This window comes from Agrobacterium sp. M50-1 (assembly GCF_049843495.1).
GTDB classification, from domain to species: domain Bacteria; phylum Pseudomonadota; class Alphaproteobacteria; order Rhizobiales; family Rhizobiaceae; genus Agrobacterium; species Agrobacterium radiobacter.
Map to the genome: position 1 here is coordinate 100,223 of NZ_JBBHZH010000010.1, position 18,185 is coordinate 118,407.

An 18,185-nucleotide genomic window follows, 5' to 3' on the forward strand; every position below is an offset into this window, starting at 1 on the left:
TCGCTGGGGATGGCGAACAAGCCGAAAATCCACCCAAGGTTTTGGAGAACGCGAAAGATGAAACTTAATCGCAGACATATCGCACTGGCTGCCCTGCTCTCGACGAGCCTGTTCACGCAGGCCTTTGCCGCCGATGAGGCGAGGCTGAAAGCGATAACGGACGCCGCGATCAAGCCGGTCATGGAGAAAAACGGCATCCCCGGTCTTGCCGTTGGTATCAGTGTTGATGGTCAGAGCCACATCTTCACCTATGGCGTCATGTCCAAAAGCACGAATGAGCCCGTGAACCCGCAGACGCTGTTCGAACTCGGCTCCATCTCCAAGACATTCACCGTCACGCTCAGCACCTATGCCGAGATAAACGGCCAGCTGTCGCTTTCCGGCAAGGTTGAAGACTATCTTCCCTCCATGAAGGGCAAGCCTTTCGGCGATGTCACGCTGATGCATCTCGGCACCCACACTGCCGGCGGCTTTCCGATTCAGGTGCCCGACAACATCAAGACGGAACGGCAGTTGCTAGCCTATCTCAAGGCCTGGAAACCCTCCTACAAGCCTGGAACGCACCGAACCTACGCCAATCCCAGCATCGGAATGCTGGGATACATTACCGCAAAAGCCATGGGCCAGAGCTTTGATGTCGTCATGCAGGACACGTTGTTCCCCGCGCTCGGTCTGAAGAACACCTTCACCGTAGTGCCCAAGGCAAAGATGGCCGACTACGCACAAGGTTATAAGCGAACCGGCGAGCCGGCCCGCATGACGCCCGCCATTCTTTCATCCGAGGCCTACGGCGTCAGATCGACAGCGCAGGACATGATCCGCTTCGTCAACGCCAATATGGGTCTGGAAAAGCTGGATGGAAAAATCCAGCAGGCGCTCACCAACACCCATACGGGATATTTCAGCGTCGACGCTATGACGCAGGATATGGTCTGGGAGCAATATGCCCTTCCAACGCCGCTGAAGACGCTGCGAGAGCTGAATTCCGGTACCCTGCTAAAGACCATTCCGGTCTCCGAAATCTCGCCGCCCATGAAGCCGCGTCAGGATGTCTTCATCAACAAGACCGGCTCCACCAATGGTTTCGGCGCCTATGTGGCGTTCATCCCCAGCCAGAAATTGGGCATCGTCATTCTGGCTAATAAAAACTATCCCAACGAGGAGCGGGTTTCCGCTGCCTATGAGATCATGACGGCGCTTGAAAAAGCGCAATAAGACCGTCCGTCGATCTGGTGCTTTTTACCGGCGCGGGAGCCGATTTTTCCGCGCCGGAATGCGTAACAGTGGGTAACACGCCGTTGCCGATGACAGAGGCAGGCAATCGCGCTAACGGAGAAAAGATGCGCCGGCTGCCGATTCGATCTCGGTTACACGCGCAAATCATAAAAGCAAATCTCTGCGCGGCTACGGACTGAAACGGGAAAACCCGGGAAGCGCGTGCCGGCTGTTTCCTAGGGGGAGACGACATGAGCGAAACCGGTGGTTATTTTCCGCGCTGGCGACTGAAAACCGAAGGGCGCATCCTGCCCGATGAGCGGCTGCCTGCGGGGCAGACAGCGGTACTCGGTCTTCAGCACGTCGTGGCGATGTTCGGTTCCACGGTCCTTGCCCCGCTGATCATGGGGTTCGATCCGAATGTCTCGATCCTGTTTTCGGGCATCTCGACGCTCATTTTCTTCATCGCCGTTGGCGGTCGCGTGCCGAGCTACCTCGGCTCCTCCTTTGCCTTCATCGGCCCGGTGCTTGTGGCAACGGGCGCAGCCGCGGGTGCGGCAAGTCCTGATATCGCACTCGCACTCGGCGGCATCATCGCCGCCGGTGTGCTTTATGCGCTGATCGGCGTCATCGTCATGATCGCCGGCCATAACTGGATCGAAAAGCTGATGCCGCCGGTTCTGACCGGGGCGATCGTTGCGGCAATCGGTCTCGTTCTCGCCCCGATTGCGATCGCAAGCGCTTCCGGCTCCGGCCCCGGCAACCCCGATGGCGACCAGCTGTCGCGCTGGATTGCGATCCTGACTGTCACATCGGTCGGTGCGATTGCGGTCTATGCGCCCGGCATGGCGCGCCGTTTGCCCATTCTTCTCGGCGGCGCGATTGCCTATCTCGCCTATCTCGTGCTCGCCAACGGCTTCGGCTTCGGCAAGCCCGTCGACTTTTCAAGTGTGGCGGCTGCACCGTGGTTCGGATTGCCGACATTCACCGCACCGGTGTTTTCAGGATCCGCAATTGCCCTGATCGCGCCGGTCGTCGTCATTCTCGTGGCGGAAAATCTCGGACATATCAAGGCGATAGGCGCGATGACCGGGCAGAACCTTGATCGTTATCTCGGCCGCGCCTTTATCGGTGACGGCATTGCGACGATGTTCTCCGGCGCCTTCGGCGGAACCGGCATGACGACCTATGCCGAAAACATGGGCGTCATGGCGATAACCCGCATTTTCTCGACGCTCGTCTTCATCGTGGCTGCGCTCGTCGCCATCATCCTCGGCTTCTCGCCGAAATTCGGTGCGCTCATTCAGACCATACCGGGGCCGGTCATCGGCGGCCTTTCCGTCGTGGTCTTCGGCCTGATCGCGGCGACCGCCGGGCGGATATGGGTTGAAAACAAGGTCGATTTTTCCGAACCCCGCAACCTCATCACCGTGGGTATCGCGCTGGTGTTGGGCGCCGGCAACTTCAAGCTCAATGTCTCCGGCTTCACGCTCGACGGCATCGGCACGGCAACAATCGGGGCGATTGCCTTCTACCACCTGCTGGGCCTTGGCAGGCCCGCGTCGGGCAAATGATGCCTGCCGCCTGAACATCCGCCATCTGGATAGGCAGCATCGGGTTTCCCGATGCTGCCGGGATCTATCGAGCAGGCCCCGTCACAGAATGCATGGAAGCACCTCGGTCGGGCCCGAGCCTGTCCATGAGCCTGTGTTTGAGAGTCCAGTGCGCAGGCGCCCATGCTGATGGTGTTTTCGTTCCTCATCGTTTTCCTTGTTCCTGCAGCACTTTACGAAAGCTGGACGGTGCCGCTTGGATGCTGGAGGCAGGCGTCCGCCTCAACGGACGCCTGCCAGCCAAATTAGTAGTCCATGGCTCTGAGATCATCGAGCAGGCCGGGCCCTTTCGGCACCCAGCCGAGCTTCTTCCGTGTCAGGGCGCTGGAGGCCCTGAGGTCCATGGAGGCGAACAGGGCAAACCAGCCGAAATGGCCGGCAGCCTCCGCTTTCGGCAGCGAGACAACTGGCAGCCCAAGGCCCTCAGCAACGATCCCGGCAATGTCGCGCACGACAACGCCTTCTTCCGCCGCGGCATTATATCGAACACCCCGCTCACCCCGAACGAGCGCCATCACGTAGAGCTTCGCCACATCGTCCACATGACCGGCCGACCAGCGATTGCCGCCGTCCTCGACATAAGCGACGACGCCTTTGTCGCGCGACATCTCTATATAAGGCGAGATCAGGCCCTGCTTCACCGTGTCATGCACCTGCGGAAGCCGGATGACACCGAGATTGACGCCCGCCTGCAATTGCTCCTGGCCCGCCAGTTCGGAGGCGATGCGCGGGTTGAAATGATGGGTATCGAAGACATCCTCCCGCGCGGGTTCGCCATTGCCGGGATCACCCATGCCGACCCCTGAGGTGATGAGCATCGGCCGTTCGGAGCCGGCCAATACGGAGCCCAGCGCCGCGATCACCCGGCGATCCTTTTCGCAATTGGCGGCAAAATTCGCAAAATCATGATCGAAAGCCGTATGGATGACGGCATCGGCAGTTTCCGCGCCCGCGGCAAGCCCCGCCGCATCTTCCAGCGTGGCGATATGGGCGGAAGCGCCTGCGGCCTGCAGCGCTCTTGCGCCGGCCTCCGAGCGGGTGAGGCCGATAACCTCATGGCCGCTCGCCAGCAGTTCACGAAGAATACGGGATCCGATGAACCCGGTGGCACCTGTCAGAAAAACACGCATATAAATCTCCCGCGTTGACGGGGGCGGTGATCTCATGAAGAATTGTCCTGTTAAAGTAGTGACTTTATCATGGTATAATTCTCAACAGGCTGCGGCGGGAAATGCAATGACGGATAATGCACTCAGCACCTTTCTGCGGGATCGCCGTATGCGGCTTGATCCCGCAACGTTCGGTTTTCCCGTCGGCCGCCGCCGCACACCGGGCCTGCGCCGGGAAGAGGTCGCCCAGCGCGCCAACATAAGTCCGACCTGGTATACCTGGCTGGAACAGGGCCGCGGCGGTTCGCCCTCGGCGGATGTGCTGGATCGTATCGCAAAAGGATTGATGCTGACCGATCCCGAGCGCGACCACCTGCATATACTGGCCTTCGGACATCCGCCCGAGCAGCGTTACCGTCAGCCCGAGACCATAACGCCCCGGCTGCTGGGCGTGCTTGACGCCATGCCCTTCAGCCCCGCCATCATCAGGACGGCGACATGGGATGTTCTGGCATGGAACCGCGCCGCCGCCCTCATCCTGACGGATTACAGCAAGCTGGCGAGGGAGAACCGCAACATCCTGCGTCTGATCTTCTCCGATGAACGGGTGCGCACCGCCCAGGAGGACTGGCGCAATGTCGCCCGTTATGTCGTCGGCGCGTTCCGGGCGGATGCGGCGCGCGCTGGCGCGGGGGCCGGCATCCAGCAACTGGTCGATGAGCTCTCGGCCGCCAGCCCCGAATTCAAGGCCATGTGGGATGATAACGAGGTCACAAGCATGCATGAGGGCCTCAAGCGCCTCCACCACCCGGTTCTCGGAACGATTGAACTGGAGTTTTCAAGCTTTGCGGTGGAGGGACGCTCGGATCTCAACATGATGGTCTATAATCCCGCCAATTCCGAGATGAGCGAGCGGTTTCGCTCGCTGATCGCAAAATCCGGTTGATTCCATCACGCCGTTCTATCCACCGTCTGGGCGCTCCGGTTCCAGAACCGAGACGCCCAGCCAGCGAGCGATACTCTCTTCAAGTTCCGCTTCCCGAGGAGCGCCTTCACAGGCCCAGGCGACAATGCCATCGGGGCGTATCAGTAATGCGCTCACGTCCATTCGATTTTCGGCATCCACCGCAACGTAGTTTAGCCGATCAGACCAGCGTTCCGCGACATCGCCGAGCATTGGACGCGCATCGAAATCGAGCAGCACCGCACGGCAGCTCCGCAGGTGCTCATTCAGCCGTGTGCCGTCAAGGAGAGTTAAATCCGGCGCACTGCGGCCGACAAGGGCGTGAGGAGCGCCAAGATCGTAACGGATACCGATGCCCCAGACGCGCTCGGCGAAATAGGTTGCGCCGTCGCCCGTGGCGGCGAGATCGCGGATGACGCCTTCCAGCGCCCGCGAGCTTCGGCTGGGCCGCATCAGCGCCACCTGTGCACGCGACCAGTCCAGAACCTGCGAGGCTATGGGTTGGCGCTCGCTGGCATAACTGTCGAGCAGGTCTGCCGATGCGTCGCCGCGGATGACCGCAGCGAGCTTCCAGCCAAGGTTCATCGCGTCGCCGAGGCCGAGATTGAGCCCCTGGCCGCCCAGCGGCGAGTGAATGTGGGCGGCATCGCCCGCCAGCAGCACGCGCTTGCGGCGATACTCCGCCGCCATGAAGGCGCGGTCGGTCCATGTCGTGGCCAGATCAAGCCTTGTTACCGAAACATCCGTGCCCGAGACCCTGCGCAGCACGGCTTCGACATGTTCGCGCGTGATCGGCGCGGAACGGTGAAAAGCGCCATCGTCGAAATCGGCCATGGCGATCGTGCCTGTTGGCGTGAACATATACATGCCAGCAGCGGTATAATGGCGGCCGGGCTTCAGCGCCTCGGGATCGGCCAGTTCGACCTGTGCTGAATAGCCGGTGAATTCGGGTTCGGTGCCGGCAAAAGCGACCCCCGCCACCTTGCGCACCAGGCTGCGAGCGCCATCGGCGCCGACAAGCCAGCGGCCCCGAAACACCGCGCCGCCCGCCTGAACGGTGATATCCTCCTCGGATTGCTCGAAACCTTCCACGGCGAAACCGCGCCGTATCTCGACGCCCAGAGCCTCGGCCCGTGCCGCCAGAACGGTCTCTATACTCGCCATGTCGGTGGCAAGGTTGCTGGGCGAACCGGCGAGGCGATATTGCCAGCGCTGCGTGTCGATCTGGTCGTGAAAAAACTGGATGCCTGCGAAATGCCCGGCGGGCCGCCGCCGCTGGTCTTTCATCCAATGCGCCGTCCCTGGCGTGTCACGGCCGGCCGCCCGCTCTTTGATCGCCTCTAGCAGACCACGCCGATCAAGGCTCTCGATCGTCGGCGCCGTCAGGCCACGCAGGCCGAAAGGAGGCCGCTTCAGGGGTGAATCCGGATATGGCGATGCTTCGAGAACCAGCACCGAGCAACCGGCCTGCCTTAACTCACAGGCGAGAAACAGGCCAACCGGGCCAGCGCCGGCGATCAGGACGTCATGAAAATAAACAGGGGGTGTGCGCATGGTCGGGCTCCTTTAAGTCGATGTTCGACCGGAGCGTTTCTCCAACCTGAGACCCACACGGACGAACAGATGGATGCGCAATGCATCCTTCGTTCGTCGCGGGGATCTCCGACCAGAGGCCAAAGACCAGAGCTTCCGTTACCAGAAGGACTTGGGCTTACCAAACCAAGTCTGCCTTTTCCGACGGGGCCAAAATAGCGCAATGACTGGCGGTATGCAACGGATGGCGTAGTCGTTTGAAGCTCTCGGCAATGTCGGGACGGTGCTATATGTCATGACCTGCCCGTTTCGGCGGCCGTCGCGTGTGCTGGTGCAATGATCGTCAGAGCCGTCGGCCGGATGCCGGGAGGTCGATTGGATGAGCATCCCGGCGTCAGCATAGACCTCATGCTGGATGATCGCGCCGTTAACCTGATCTGTGAGAACTTTGATCGTACATTTGGGACAGGCATCCGCAGACCCGGCAAAGGAATGGGTATGCATTCCGCTATCTTGCCGGCACGCGGCCAATGCCCGTCGCTTCGATTAAAGGAGGTTCGGGATCGGGTACGACTGATAATGTGTGTTTGAGACATTTGAGCGCGAAACAGGATCGGGAGTGGCGCACGCCCTCTATCTTATAGAGTTTCCGCCGCAGAAACTGTTCGTAACCTGCGGTTCCCGCCACCGCCACCTTGATGAGATAATCATATTCACCTGTTGTCAGATAGGCTTCCAACACCTCCGGAAGAGCGGCCATCGCTTCCCCGAAACGCTCCAGAACCTCGTCGTCGTGGCGCTCCAGCATCACCTCGATGATGACGGTTTCCGTCAGTCCGAGCTTGGCCTGATCGAGAATGGCGGTGTAGCCGCGAATGACCCCTTCGTCTTCCAGCCGCTTGACGCGCTGCCAGCAGGGGCTGGGCGAAAGCCCCACCTTTTCCGAAAGCTCCGAATTGCTCAACCTGCCGTTCTCCAGCAGGGTGCGCAATATTTTGCGGTCAATTCTGTCCAGCGGCTTCGTCATGCCGGCCTCCCCAAAATACGTTGCAAAAAAATCTGCCGTCGCGGCGGCAGCCTGCGAAAGAAGTGTTTTCCGACGCGCCGTTTGGTGGTGTCATTCGAAAGCACCTTCGGCTGATCTTTGAGTACCGTACTGCAAGGTACAGGCAGCAGGAGGAGCAGGCGTGGCACCGATAGAGCAGCAACATTTTCCAAGGCCGAGAACGCTCATCCATCCCGGCATTTCTGCGCCGGTGCGCATCAACAGCCTTCGCTCGCCATCTGCGCGCCATGTGCGGCTGTTCATCGCGCCGGGGCGTAGCCTTTACGACGGCATCGTGCGGCCGCTCTTCGAAAACGGCATTGAGAATGCCTCGCTCACCATTCTCGGCGGCTATTTTGACATATTGTCCTATTGCGTGGCCCCGCCCGACCCTTCCGGCAGGGCGGTCATTGCCTATACCAAGCCCATCGACGCCGGTGCTGCCTGGCTTGTCTTCGGCAATGCCACGCTTGGGCGCAGCATGAAGGGAGAGCCGATCGTCCATTGCCATGCCGCCATGCGCACGGCGGCGGGTGTGGTCAAAGGCGGCCATTTGCTGACTGAATCCTGTATTGTCGGCGAAAACGGCGTTTCCGCGCTGGTGACCTCACTCGACAGTTTCGTGCTGCAGCAGTCCTTCGACCCTGAAACCAATATTCCCCTTCTTCAACCAAGGAACCGTACGGAGCGCGCCGATGAACACGCATAACACTGTCGAGACCGGCTCCATGGGGCGTGTGGCCTATGCCCGCATCGCACCCAATGAAGACCTCGTTCTCGGTGTCGAAAAACTGTGTCTGGCCGAAGGTTTTCGAAATGCCTTCGTGCGCGGTGCGCTGGGGAGTCTGGTCGATGCGTGCCTTGGCACGCGCAGCGGCGCATTCTTGCAGATAAGCGGTCCCGCCGTTGAAATCGTCTCCATCGCCGGTGAGGTGCGCGCCCAGCCCGATGGCTCGCTGCGTGCCGCGTTGACCGGTGTCGTGGCCGATACCGAAGGTTCGGTTTATGGCGGACCCTTCATCGCCGGCGCCAACCCGGTTTGCATGACGTTTGAAGTGACGCTGGAAGAGTGGTTGCCTGCGGAAAAGCCGCAGGCGGCGTGAGTTGTAGTAAGGCGGGCCGTTGAGTTGCGCAGCGCAACTCATGCGGCGCGCCCTTGTTTTTCGGTCAGAAGCAGCTCGAAAGTGACGCAGACCGGGTTTTTGCCGCGCACCAGCCGCCCGCCGCTGATATGCTTGGTGAGATCGACCATCGCAATATCCAACATCGCCTGTTCGCCGCCCGCGGCGGAAGGGCCGATGCGGCCATTGCGGATGAGGATTTCGCTGGCATAGGCGGTGAGACTTGTTCCGTCTTCGTAGTCCGCACCGATCAGGCTGCCGATGCCGTTGACCTCGGCCTCCCGAAGACCGAACTGGGTAGAGGCCGCTTCAAGGGCGGTGCAGATATCGGTATTTGGCCGCACCGTACATAACAACGCCCGCAGGCCTGAACCTGTTCGGCTGCGCGGTTGCGGAATAGGGGTGAAGAGGGGGAAATTGGTTTCCTCATCCTTTTGCACATCGAGGATTGCGCCATCCAGCGCCAGCGCCTCAAGCGGCGTTTCCCCGGCAAATTCGGCCTCGAAGGGCAGCAGATGCCCCATGGAGACAACGCCGTCGGCACTTTTCCAAGAACCATGGCAGTGCAGAAACGGCTCCCCATCCCGCCGGCCCATATGCAGGCCGGCGTCGATGATGGTGCCATCAGGCATGGAGAAGGTTTCACTGTACCAAGCGGCATGGCTGTCATCGGGGGCGGCCGCGGGCATGACGTAGTGCAAATGCTTCATCGGCACATTTTTCAGCCGGACATAACCGCCATCGAAACCCTGCTCCGCAAAGGCATCGGCAATCGCTTCGTTAACGCACACGCCGGGCCTCACCGTCAGCGTGACCGGATGCGCGTGGCAGCCGATCACGCGAAAGCGCTCGGGCGTTGTCGGTCCGGGATGGACGATGCGACGGGGGAGCTCTTGCGCGCCTGTCTCCGTCATACCGCAAGCCCGGCGGTAATGAAGCCGCCATCCACGGCGAGCACCTGTCCGTTGATGTAGCTTGCGTCCTCTGACACGAGGAAAGCCACGGCAGAGGCGATCTCGTCCGTCCTGCCATAGCGATGCATCGGAACGCGGCTATGCCATTGGTCGCGAACATTTTCAGTATGAACCGCCTGGGTGAGGGGGGTGTCGACCGGACCGGGAGCAATTGCGTTGACACGAATGCCTGATTGACCCAGCTCGTTTGCCATTACCATCGTCAGAAGATTGACGCCGCCTTTCGAAGCGCCATAGGCGCTGCGGCCACGATTTCCACACATGCCGGAAACAGAGCTGATATTCACGATCGAGCCGGCAATATCGCGCTCCAGCCAGTAACGTGCGGCAGTGCGCGCTACCGCGAAGCTGCCGACGAGATTGACATCAACGATACGGCGAAATTCTTCGACGCTTGTGTCGACGGACAGCTTGTCGATACCGATGCCGGCGCTGTTGACGACGGCGACCAGATCAACCGCATGATCGGCACCGTTAGCCGTCAGGGCGGCGAAAGCCGTCTCTATCGATGCCTCGTCCGCAACGTTGCAGACGATGCCCCGCGAGAGATCGATACCGAGCTTTTCGCAGGCTATATCCAGCGCCTCGCGCTTGAGATCCAGCAACCATGGCTGCCAGCCGCGCGCCATCAGGAGCTGCGCAGTGGAGAAACCGATGCCGGATGCACCACCCGTGATCGCGACGGCCCCTTTTGTCCCTGTTTTCTCTTGTGTCATACCGTCTCCTCCCGATTGAATGTCACGCCTGTCAGCCTGTCCGCTTTTCTTCGAAAGCCGGCATCTGACCGCGTTTCTCCAGTTCCTCGCGGATCATTTTCTTGGTGATCTTGCCGTAGGCGGATTTCGGCATGGCATCCCAGAACACCACTGATTTCGGCAGCTTGTAGCGGGCCATCTTGCCTTCCAGATAGGCCTTCAGATCGATGGCGGCGATATCCGCGCCCTCGCGGGCCACGCACACGGCCACACCGACCTCGCCCCACACCGCGTCCGGCACACCCAGAACCGCAGTCTCGCTGATGTCAGGATGCATGAGGATCTTTTCCTCGATTTCGCGCGGATAGATGTTCGAGCCGCCGGAAATATACATGTCGGAGGCGCGCCCGGTGATGTAGAGGAAGCCGTTCTCATCGCGATGACCAAGGTCGCCCGTGCGGAACCAGCCATTGCGGAAGGCTTTGGCATTTGCCTCGGGATTATCGTAGTAGCCGGCGAAAACGGCGGGACCGATTACACAAATTTCGCCGGTTTCGCCTGCGCCAACCTCCTCGCCAGCATCGTTCTGGATCTGCACTTCCATGGCGGTGCGGTCGAAGCCGCAGGTGCCGATGCGCGTTTCCGGACCGTCCTCGGCGTTATGAAAAGAAGGCGGCAGCACGGTGATGTTACCGGTGACTTCACCCAGGCCGAAATATTGCACCAGCACCGGGCCGAGCTTTGCAAGCGCCCGTTTCTGGTCCGCGCGATACATCGGCGCGCCGGCATAGATGACATAGCGCAGCGAGGAGTGATCGAAACGATCCAAAGAGGGGTCTTCGACGAGCATTTTAAGGATGGTCGGTACAGTGAAGGCGTTGGTGATGCGCCATTTTTCGATCAGCGCCCAGACGGCGGGCACATCGAGCTTTTCCGCCGCCGGAAGCACGGTTTTCGCGCCATGCGCCACCTGCACCAGCTGGTGAATGCCCGCACCGTGTGAAAGCGGGGCAACGACGATGGAGGCGTCGTCCGGTCCGGTGCCGGGCATCAGATCGCAGAGATGGTTGGTGATGACGAACGCCATCTGGCCATGGGTAAGCACTGCAGCCTTGGGCCGGCCGGTGGTGCCCGAGGTGAAGAAGAACCAACACGGGTCATCCCGATCCACTGCCTGGCTTTTGACTTTGTGCCCCATATGACGGGCCACGATGGCATCGTAATCCTCACCGAACTCAGCCGTACCGATGGCGATGCTGAAATCGATAGTGCTTGCCTCATGGCTGGCTTTTGCATGATCGGGAAAAGCACTGGCGCAAATCATGCCGCGTGCGCCGCTGGCCTTCGCCAGATAGGCAACTTCATCGGGCGATTGACGGTAATTGGTCGGCACCCACACCGCACCCACGCGGAAGCATGCGAACATGGATTCGAACATCTGGTTGTTGTTGGAGGACTGCACCAGAATGCGGTCCCCCTTTCGGACGTTGAATTCAGTCTCCAGCGCATGGGCCATTGCGTCGACGCGGGCTTCCATTTGAGCCCAGCTCCAAGTCTTTTCACCCCAGACGAAACCGATATGGTCCGGGTTGCGGCGTGCCGCCTGCGTCAGGAAATGCGAGAGGTTCATCACCCGCGTGGTGGAGGGCGCAACCCCGCCCGCGGGATGCTGCACGGCACTTTGCATCGTCATTTCACACGCTCCATGATCGAGACGTAATTGGCAACCGCCGTGCCCCCCATGTTGAACACGCCAGCCAGGGAGGCCTTGGGAATTTGCATGTCGCCTGCCTCGCCCATCAATTGCATCGCCGCCATGACATGCATGGAAACGCCGGTCGCCCCGACGGGATGACCTTTCGATTTCAATCCACCCGATGGGTTGATTGGCAGGCGTCCGGTCTTCAGCGCCGTTCCATCCTGGACAACGCGATAGCCTTCACCGGGCTTCGCAAGCCCCATGGCCTCATATTCGATAAGTTCGGCAATGGTGAAGCAGTCGTGCGTTTCAACGAAAGAGAGGTCGTCGAGCGTTGCGCCGGCAAGTTCCAGCGAGCCGGCCCAGGCGCGGCGCGCGCCTTCGAAAGCCAACGGATCGCGACGGCTCAATGCCATGATGTCGTTGACATGCTTGCGGCCCCGGAAGCCGATGGCGCGGTTGAGTGTGGCTGCCGTTTCCTCGTCGGCCAAAATGATCGCGGCAGCGCCATCAGAAATCAGCGAGCAGTCGGTGCGGCGCAGCGGGCCTGCGACGTAGGGGTTCTTGTCCGAAACCGTATTGCAGAAATCGAAGCCGAAATCCTTGCGCATATGTGCATAGGGATTGACCGCGCCATTGGCGTGGTTCTTTGCAGCAATCATCGCCAGCTCTTCCGAGCGGTCTCCATAACGTTGAAAATATGCCTGTGCGATGCGGCCGAACTGGCCGGCAAACCCGCCGGGAATATTGGCCTCCTCCGCACGGTAACAGGCGGAGAGCAGGATTTCGCCCACCTCTGCGGTCGGCAGCGCCGTCATTTTTTCGGCGCCGACAACGAGTGCGATGCGGCCGCGCCCGGCTTCGATGAAGTCCATGGCGCTATAGAGGGCGGCCGATCCTGTTGAGCAGGCATTTTCGAAACGCACCGCCGGCGTATAGGCGAGGCGCTCATCGCCCATCGCTACCAGGGCGCCCTGAAAATCCTGTTTCGAGAAGCCATTGTTCATCACGCCGACGAAAATGCCGTCGATATCACTGACATCGACGCCCGCATGGTCTATGGCCGGCGCCACGACCGAAGCCATCAGTTGCTCGGTATTTTCAAGGGCCGACTTGCCGAAAGGCGAATGCGCCCAGCCGACGATCTGTGCTTTGCTCATTTGCTCGTTCTCCTCGTTTGCCGTTTCGTGTCGCCTTCACCGCGCGTGCGGGCGCGGCTGGCCATCATTTCTGCGATGCGTGTCTCGATGCGGGTTACTTCCTCGCGCAGCAGCGCTGCCAGTTCCGGCTGGCGCTCCGGCCGCATGCGGCTGTCCACAGCGGCAATGCTCAGCGCTCCCGCCACAGCGCCATCAGGCGCGCGGATGGCAACGCCAATACCCCAGGAATTAGAAAGGATCAGGCCGGGATTTAGCGAATAGCCATTGGCTCTCGTCAACTCGACATCACGGCGCAGGCCCTCAAGCGTGATGCCGGGATAATTGGCGGAAATCAGCCCGCTATTGGCCGCAATGATACTTTCCACCTCGGCGTCCGGCAGCGCCGCCAGCATGGCGAGCGAACCCGCGCCAATACCCAAGGGGTGTTCGAAACCGGCCTGAAGCGCATGGGTGCGCACCGGCCAGGTGCCTTCTTCGCGGTAAAGGCACAGGGAAAATGTATCACGGCGCACGGAAAGGAAGCTCGAATCCTCCGAGCGGCGGGAAATGCGCGTCAGGCCGTCCTGCGCCATTTGAAGAAGGCCAAACCGGCGCGATGACAGGCTGCCCAGCACATAGGTTTCTTCGCCGAGGTAGTAACGCCGCGTTTCCTCATCCTGCTCCACAAGGCCGGCGCGGATCAGAGCCAGCAGCAGGCGGCGGGCCGTGGGCTTGTTCAGTCCGCTTTCTGTCACGATGACCGAAAGCGCCACACCGCGTTCCGCGTGCCTCCCGACCATGGAGAGCAGCGCCAGAGCCCGGTCCACCGCGCGCGCGCCCGTCAGATCTTTTTCTACCGGGATCGTTGTTGTTGCTGCCATCTCAGGAAAACGCCCCCACCGCACAGCTTTGCCCGCCATCGACCGGCAAACAGACGCCGGTGATGAACTTAGCCTCATCAGATGCGAGAAAAACGGCGGCGCGGGCAATATCGAAGGCATCGCCCATGCGGCCCACCGGGACAGCCGCATTGCGCGCCGCCACCATCTCCTCGACAGACGCATATTGGTTGCTGATCTGCTTGTAGATCAGTGGGGTGTCGATCATCCCCGGAAGAATGCAATTGGCGCGAATGCCCTGCCGGGCATATTGCATGGCCAGCGCCACAGTCGCCTGATTTACAGCTGCCTTCATGGCGTAATAGGCAAAATAGGGATAGCCGGTCCAGCGAATGGAGGCGAGCGACGAGATATTGATAATGGCCCCGCCGCCCTGCGCCAACATCACCGGCAACACAGCCTTGGAGGTGCGATAAACGGAGCCGATATTGAGATCGACCGAGGCGCGAAAGCTTTCCTCATCCAGCTCAACCGGCCCGCCCATATGGGTCACGCCGACATTATTGTGCAGAATATCGATGCCACCAAAGGCCTCGCAGGTGCGGGCAACGGTGGCCGATACGGACTGTAGTTCAGTGACATCGGCGGCAACCGCAATAGCCTCCAAGCCTTCGCCGCGAATGATCTCAGCCGTCTCTTCGGCTGCGTCAGCGGAGAGGTCGACACAGGCTACGCGCGCGCCTTCGCGGGCAAATTGCACGGCCGCAGCCTTGCCGTTGCCAAAACCCGGCCCCGATGATCCTGCGCCAAACACAAGCGCGCGTTTTCCCGTCAGGCGACCTGTCAAAGCAGTCTCCATTCCAATCGTCAGACATAGTCGGGTTGGCCCCGCTACGGGCGGGGCCAGTTACTCAACGGGCCGGTCAGGTCAGGCTTGCACCAACGGCCTTTTCAAGAATGGCCCAGGCTTCATCGCCGTATTTGCCTTTCCACTCGGAATAGAAGCCTGCCTCTTTCAGCGCGGCGCGGAAGAGTGTCGCATCCGTGTCGTTGAAGGTCATGCCCTTGGAAATCAGATCTTCCTTGACCGAGGCATTGAGCTTCGCCACATCGGCGCGTTCATCCTTGCCCGACTGGTTGAGGTTTTTGGCGACGATGGCGCGCAGGTCATCCGGCAAACGCTCCCAGGCGCGCTTGTTGGCCAGGAACCAGAATCCGTCCCACATGTGATTGGTGACCGAGCAGAATTTCTGCACTTCGAACAGCTTTGCGGTGGAAATAATCGCCAGCGGATTTTCCTGGCCATCGACCACACCGGTCTGCAGTGCCGTATAGACCTCGGCGAAATTGATCGAGGCAGGGGCAGACTTGAACGCCTTGAACATAGAAGTCCAGAGCGGGCTCACTGGCACGCGGATCTTGAAGCTTTCGAGATCGGCCGGCGTGGCGATGGGCTTGGAAGCGCTGGTGATCTGGCGGAAGCCGTTGTCCCAGATGGTGTCCATGGCAACGAGATTCTGCTTGGCAATTTCTCCACGGACATATTTACCGAGATCGCCATCCATCGCCGCCCATACGGACTCGTAGTTCGGGAAGGCGAAACCGATGCCGCTGATGGAGGCGTTCGGTACCAGCGTCGACAGAATCAGCGGCGAAAGCGTGAAGAATTCAACGCCTCCAGAGCGCACCTGGCTCAAAACGTCTGTGTCGGCACCCAACTGGCTGCTGGGGAAGATGCTGATATTGACCTGCCCATCGGTCTCCTTGGCGATGCGCTCGGCGGCCTCCTTGGCGCGAATGTTCATCGGGTGCGCCGCAGGCAGATTATTGGCATATTTATAATTGTATTGGGCAGCGCGGGCGCGCGACACGAAGGCGGTGGCCAGTACGGCGGAACCGGCGCCGGCGAGTATGGTACGTCTGTTGATATTCATTGCTTTCTCCTCCCAAAATAAAGCAGTTATCATTCATCGGCGTGGCGGGCGGACCCGTCACGGTCTCAGAGCAGAATGGTCGAAAATCCGGGGATTGCTGCAATCAGCAGCAGGCCGATGATCATGGCTGCGAGATAGGGCCAGATGGCACCCATGGCTTCGTCCGGCGACACGTTGCCGATCTTGCAGGCGATGTAAAAGCCGATACCGATTGGCGGCGCCATCAGGCCGATATTCATGGCAACCACCACGACCATCGAATAATGGATGTCATTGATGCCAAGTGTGCGGGCGATCGGAAACATGATCGGCGCGAGCAGAACGATCGCTGGCAGTCCTTCCAGGACGCAGCCCAGGATCATGAAAATCAGGATTGACACGACCATGTAGGTCATCCAGCCGCCCGGAAGATCGGTAATCATCGCGGTCAGCTGGAAAGCAAAGCCGCTCTGCGTCAGCCCCCAGGCCATGGCCGATGCACATCCGAGGATCAGCAGGATCGCCCCTGAAAGGGCTGCCGTCTCAACCAGCATCGAATAAAGCTTCCTGAGGCTGATGCCGCCATAAAGCACTGCGCCGACGATCATGGCGTAGAGCACGGCAATAGTGGATACTTCGGTTGCGGTGGCGACACCGCCGCCCACCAGGCTGCGGATGAGGAAGGGCAGAACGAGCGCCGGTGCGGCAATCAGGGCTGCCTTGCCGACCTGCGGCCATGGCGTGCGCTTTGCGCCTTCCATGTTTTCATCCCGCGCCTTCCAGCGGGCCAGAACGGCCAGCACCAGAAGCAGTACCATTGCAATCATGAAACCGGAGGTGAAGAGGCCGGCAATAGACACACCTGCCGCCGAACCCAGAACGATCAGCACGATTGAGGGCGGAACCGTATCGGCCATGGCGGCGCCGGTGGCCAGAAGCGCGATCATTTCCTTGGGTTTGTGGCCACGGCGCTTCATTTCCGGAAACAGCGCCGGTGCGACGGTTGCCATATCAGAAACCTTGGAGCCGGAAATGCCGGAGACAAGAAACAGAGAACCGAGCAGAACATAGGACATGCCAGCGCGAATGTGACCAAACATCGAGGACAGAAGCTCGACAATCGCCCTACCCATTCCGGTCGCATCGAGCACGCAGCCCAGCAGCACGAAGACTGGCACTGACAACAGAATGATGCCGGACATGCCCTCATCCATGCGCCCGATCATCACAATGGTCGGAACCCAGGTGGTGAAGGTCAGATAGGCGAGGGTTCCAAGGCCGAAGCAGAAGGCAATCGGAACACCCAGCACCAGAAATACCGCAACGAACAGGCCGAGGAAGATCGCCAGATTAAAATTGCCGAGGGATTCCAGCATCGGCGATGCCAGATAGAGCAGACCGGAGGCAACCGCGACCGTTACAAGGGCCGCAATGATATCGCGCAGATTTTCTCGTCGGAAGAGATTGTTGAGCACCAAAAGCAGCATAAGACAGGCGCCGACCGGCAGCGCCGCAGCGCGAAACGACATCGGAATATTCAGCGCCGCTGACGTGACCACCCATTCCTCGATGGCGTATTCCATGGCGGGCTTGATGATCGCTGCAAGAAATGTCGCCACCAGCACCAGCGCCAGCGAATTGATATAGCCAAGAACACGTTGCGGGAACATGTTGAGAAACAGCGTCAGGCGCAGATGTTCACTGCGATCGATGGCAATCGCCGCGCCCAGCATGGCAAACCACAGGAAGCACAAGGACGCCGCTTCATCGATCCAGACAATTGGCAGATGCAGGGCATAACGTGACGCCACGCCCAGCAGAAGCAGGCCGATCATCACCGCCAGCAGCACGGCCGCCACGGCCTCGATGGGGCGCATGAACCACGAGCCCGTTACCGGTCCGGTGTGCAACAGTTCGCCATCGAGTACAAATACGTCGTCATTCGCGTTTGCGGTCATGGTCATCGGGGCCTCCTCTCCCACAGAACAACCTTCGCAATGAAGATGTCAGCAAAACAGGATGTCCATGCCACGACCGCGACATCAGGATAGCTGTTGTTGCCAGACTGGCCAGACCCCTCCAAAAGTCTGAATGTATCGGTATATTGCCTCCACAATATGGACCACTACAAAACCATGTATCCGGGATACACAGGAATATTTGTGAAATCAACAGTAAATAGACGGATTTGTGCAGTTTATTTGTACATCTACAAGGTCCATATAGTGGATCATACTTTGCTTTGGCTTCCATTCGCTGTTGAGGAGCATGCAGCAGGGCGCCTCATGCAAAGGCCAGCCAATGCAGATCGTGTCGGTCCGACCGG

The 18,185-nt window shown here is 60.0% G+C and carries 16 protein-coding genes; 5 read left to right on the plus strand and 11 right to left on the minus strand.

What is annotated here, in order from left to right:
* Positions 1–57 precede the first annotated feature (57 nt).
* On the plus strand, positions 58–1,215 hold the full coding sequence (gene ampC, locus WDZ78_RS20965; RefSeq protein ID WP_425674118.1) for a class C beta-lactamase: 1,158 nt from the start codon (positions 58–60) through the stop codon (positions 1,213–1,215).
* 251 nt (positions 1,216–1,466) lie between these two features.
* Positions 1,467–2,789 carry a solute carrier family 23 protein gene (locus WDZ78_RS20970; protein ID WP_425674119.1) on the plus strand — a complete coding sequence of 441 codons (1,323 nt, stop codon included), beginning with the start codon at positions 1,467–1,469 and terminating at the stop codon, positions 2,787–2,789.
* A 284-nt stretch (positions 2,790–3,073) separates the two neighbouring features.
* Here the strand turns inward: WDZ78_RS20970 and WDZ78_RS20975 are convergent, their stop codons facing one another.
* Positions 3,074–3,958 (minus strand): SDR family oxidoreductase, encoded by an 885-nt coding sequence (locus WDZ78_RS20975; protein WP_425674120.1) that lies wholly within the window; start codon positions 3,956–3,958, stop codon positions 3,074–3,076.
* A 106-nt stretch (positions 3,959–4,064) separates the two neighbouring features.
* Here WDZ78_RS20975 and WDZ78_RS20980 point away from each other — a divergent pair, with 106 nt between their 5' ends.
* Positions 4,065–4,883: a helix-turn-helix transcriptional regulator gene (locus tag WDZ78_RS20980; protein ID WP_425674122.1), complete on the plus strand. Its 819-nt coding sequence runs from the start codon at positions 4,065–4,067 to the stop codon at positions 4,881–4,883.
* Positions 4,884–4,898: 15 nt separating this feature from the next.
* Here the strand turns inward: WDZ78_RS20980 and WDZ78_RS20985 are convergent, their stop codons facing one another.
* Positions 4,899–6,455, minus strand: a complete 1,557-nt coding sequence (locus WDZ78_RS20985) for an FAD-dependent monooxygenase (protein ID WP_425674123.1) — start codon at positions 6,453–6,455, stop codon at positions 4,899–4,901.
* Between the two features lie 487 nt (positions 6,456–6,942).
* The gene (locus WDZ78_RS20990; RefSeq protein WP_026372392.1) at positions 6,943–7,461 is read right to left on the minus strand and encodes an Lrp/AsnC family transcriptional regulator; all 519 of its coding nucleotides are present in this window, start codon (positions 7,459–7,461) and stop codon (positions 6,943–6,945) included.
* A gap of 160 nt (positions 7,462–7,621) precedes the next feature.
* Between WDZ78_RS20990 and WDZ78_RS20995 the strand changes: the two genes are divergently transcribed.
* Together WDZ78_RS20995 and WDZ78_RS21000 are read left to right on the plus strand one after the other, a co-directional pair.
* Positions 7,622–8,188 carry a hypothetical protein gene (locus tag WDZ78_RS20995; RefSeq protein WP_026372391.1) on the plus strand — a complete coding sequence of 189 codons (567 nt, stop codon included), beginning with the start codon at positions 7,622–7,624 and terminating at the stop codon, positions 8,186–8,188.
* Positions 8,175–8,582: a PPC domain-containing DNA-binding protein gene (locus tag WDZ78_RS21000; protein ID WP_026372390.1), complete on the plus strand. Its 408-nt coding sequence runs from the start codon at positions 8,175–8,177 to the stop codon at positions 8,580–8,582. The genes WDZ78_RS20995 and WDZ78_RS21000 overlap by 14 nt, the downstream gene beginning before the upstream one ends.
* A gap of 38 nt (positions 8,583–8,620) precedes the next feature.
* On the opposite strand, the gene WDZ78_RS21005 is transcribed toward WDZ78_RS21000, so the two are convergent.
* The 8 genes from WDZ78_RS21005 to WDZ78_RS21040 form a co-directional block, all read right to left on the minus strand.
* Positions 8,621–9,514, minus strand: a complete 894-nt coding sequence (locus tag WDZ78_RS21005) for a DUF296 domain-containing protein (protein WP_425674124.1) — start codon at positions 9,512–9,514, stop codon at positions 8,621–8,623.
* Positions 9,511–10,290 carry an SDR family NAD(P)-dependent oxidoreductase gene (locus WDZ78_RS21010; RefSeq protein WP_425674125.1) on the minus strand — a complete coding sequence of 260 codons (780 nt, stop codon included), beginning with the start codon at positions 10,288–10,290 and terminating at the stop codon, positions 9,511–9,513. The genes WDZ78_RS21005 and WDZ78_RS21010 overlap by 4 nt, the downstream gene beginning before the upstream one ends.
* A 31-nt stretch (positions 10,291–10,321) precedes the next feature.
* Positions 10,322–11,962 carry an acyl-CoA synthetase gene (locus WDZ78_RS21015; protein WP_425674126.1) on the minus strand — a complete coding sequence of 547 codons (1,641 nt, stop codon included), beginning with the start codon at positions 11,960–11,962 and terminating at the stop codon, positions 10,322–10,324.
* Positions 11,959–13,128 (minus strand): acetyl-CoA acetyltransferase, encoded by a 1,170-nt coding sequence (locus tag WDZ78_RS21020; RefSeq protein WP_425674128.1) that lies wholly within the window; start codon positions 13,126–13,128, stop codon positions 11,959–11,961. Before WDZ78_RS21020 ends, WDZ78_RS21015 begins: the two co-directional genes overlap by 4 nt.
* Positions 13,125–13,988, minus strand: a complete 864-nt coding sequence (locus WDZ78_RS21025; RefSeq protein WP_425674129.1) for an IclR family transcriptional regulator — start codon at positions 13,986–13,988, stop codon at positions 13,125–13,127. Before WDZ78_RS21025 ends, WDZ78_RS21020 begins: the two co-directional genes overlap by 4 nt.
* Position 13,989: 1 nt before the next feature.
* Positions 13,990–14,793, minus strand: coding sequence for an SDR family NAD(P)-dependent oxidoreductase (locus tag WDZ78_RS21030; protein ID WP_162692149.1), 804 nt, complete (start codon positions 14,791–14,793; stop codon positions 13,990–13,992).
* A gap of 76 nt (positions 14,794–14,869) precedes the next feature.
* A complete protein-coding gene (locus WDZ78_RS21035) occupies positions 14,870–15,880 on the minus strand; it encodes a TRAP transporter substrate-binding protein (protein ID WP_003517515.1) in 1,011 nt (336 codons plus the stop codon).
* Between the two features lie 65 nt (positions 15,881–15,945).
* On the minus strand, positions 15,946–17,823 hold the full coding sequence (locus WDZ78_RS21040; protein WP_425674130.1) for a TRAP transporter large permease subunit: 1,878 nt from the start codon (positions 17,821–17,823) through the stop codon (positions 15,946–15,948).
* Positions 17,824–18,185: the final 362 nt, after the last annotated feature.

Coding starts and splice junctions, on each gene's coding strand:
- ampC (WP_425674118.1), top strand. CDS start 58: ATGAAACTTAATCGCAGACATATCGCACTGGCTGCCCTGCTCTCGACG.
- WDZ78_RS20970 (WP_425674119.1), top strand. CDS start 1,467: ATGAGCGAAACCGGTGGTTATTTTCCGCGCTGGCGACTGAAAACCGAA.
- WDZ78_RS20975 (WP_425674120.1), bottom strand. CDS start 3,958: ATGCGTGTTTTTCTGACAGGTGCCACCGGGTTCATCGGATCCCGTATT.
- WDZ78_RS20980 (WP_425674122.1), top strand. CDS start 4,065: ATGACGGATAATGCACTCAGCACCTTTCTGCGGGATCGCCGTATGCGG.
- WDZ78_RS20985 (WP_425674123.1), bottom strand. CDS start 6,455: ATGCGCACACCCCCTGTTTATTTTCATGACGTCCTGATCGCCGGCGCT.
- WDZ78_RS20990 (WP_026372392.1), bottom strand. CDS start 7,461: ATGACGAAGCCGCTGGACAGAATTGACCGCAAAATATTGCGCACCCTG.
- WDZ78_RS21000 (WP_026372390.1), top strand. CDS start 8,175: ATGAACACGCATAACACTGTCGAGACCGGCTCCATGGGGCGTGTGGCC.
- WDZ78_RS21005 (WP_425674124.1), bottom strand. CDS start 9,514: ATGACGGAGACAGGCGCGCAAGAGCTCCCCCGTCGCATCGTCCATCCC.
- WDZ78_RS21010 (WP_425674125.1), bottom strand. CDS start 10,290: ATGACACAAGAGAAAACAGGGACAAAAGGGGCCGTCGCGATCACGGGT.
- WDZ78_RS21015 (WP_425674126.1), bottom strand. CDS start 11,962: ATGACGATGCAAAGTGCCGTGCAGCATCCCGCGGGCGGGGTTGCGCCC.
- WDZ78_RS21020 (WP_425674128.1), bottom strand. CDS start 13,128: ATGAGCAAAGCACAGATCGTCGGCTGGGCGCATTCGCCTTTCGGCAAG.
- WDZ78_RS21025 (WP_425674129.1), bottom strand. CDS start 13,988: ATGGCAGCAACAACAACGATCCCGGTAGAAAAAGATCTGACGGGCGCG.
- WDZ78_RS21035 (WP_003517515.1), bottom strand. CDS start 15,880: ATGAATATCAACAGACGTACCATACTCGCCGGCGCCGGTTCCGCCGTA.
- WDZ78_RS21040 (WP_425674130.1), bottom strand. CDS start 17,823: ATGACCATGACCGCAAACGCGAATGACGACGTATTTGTACTCGATGGC.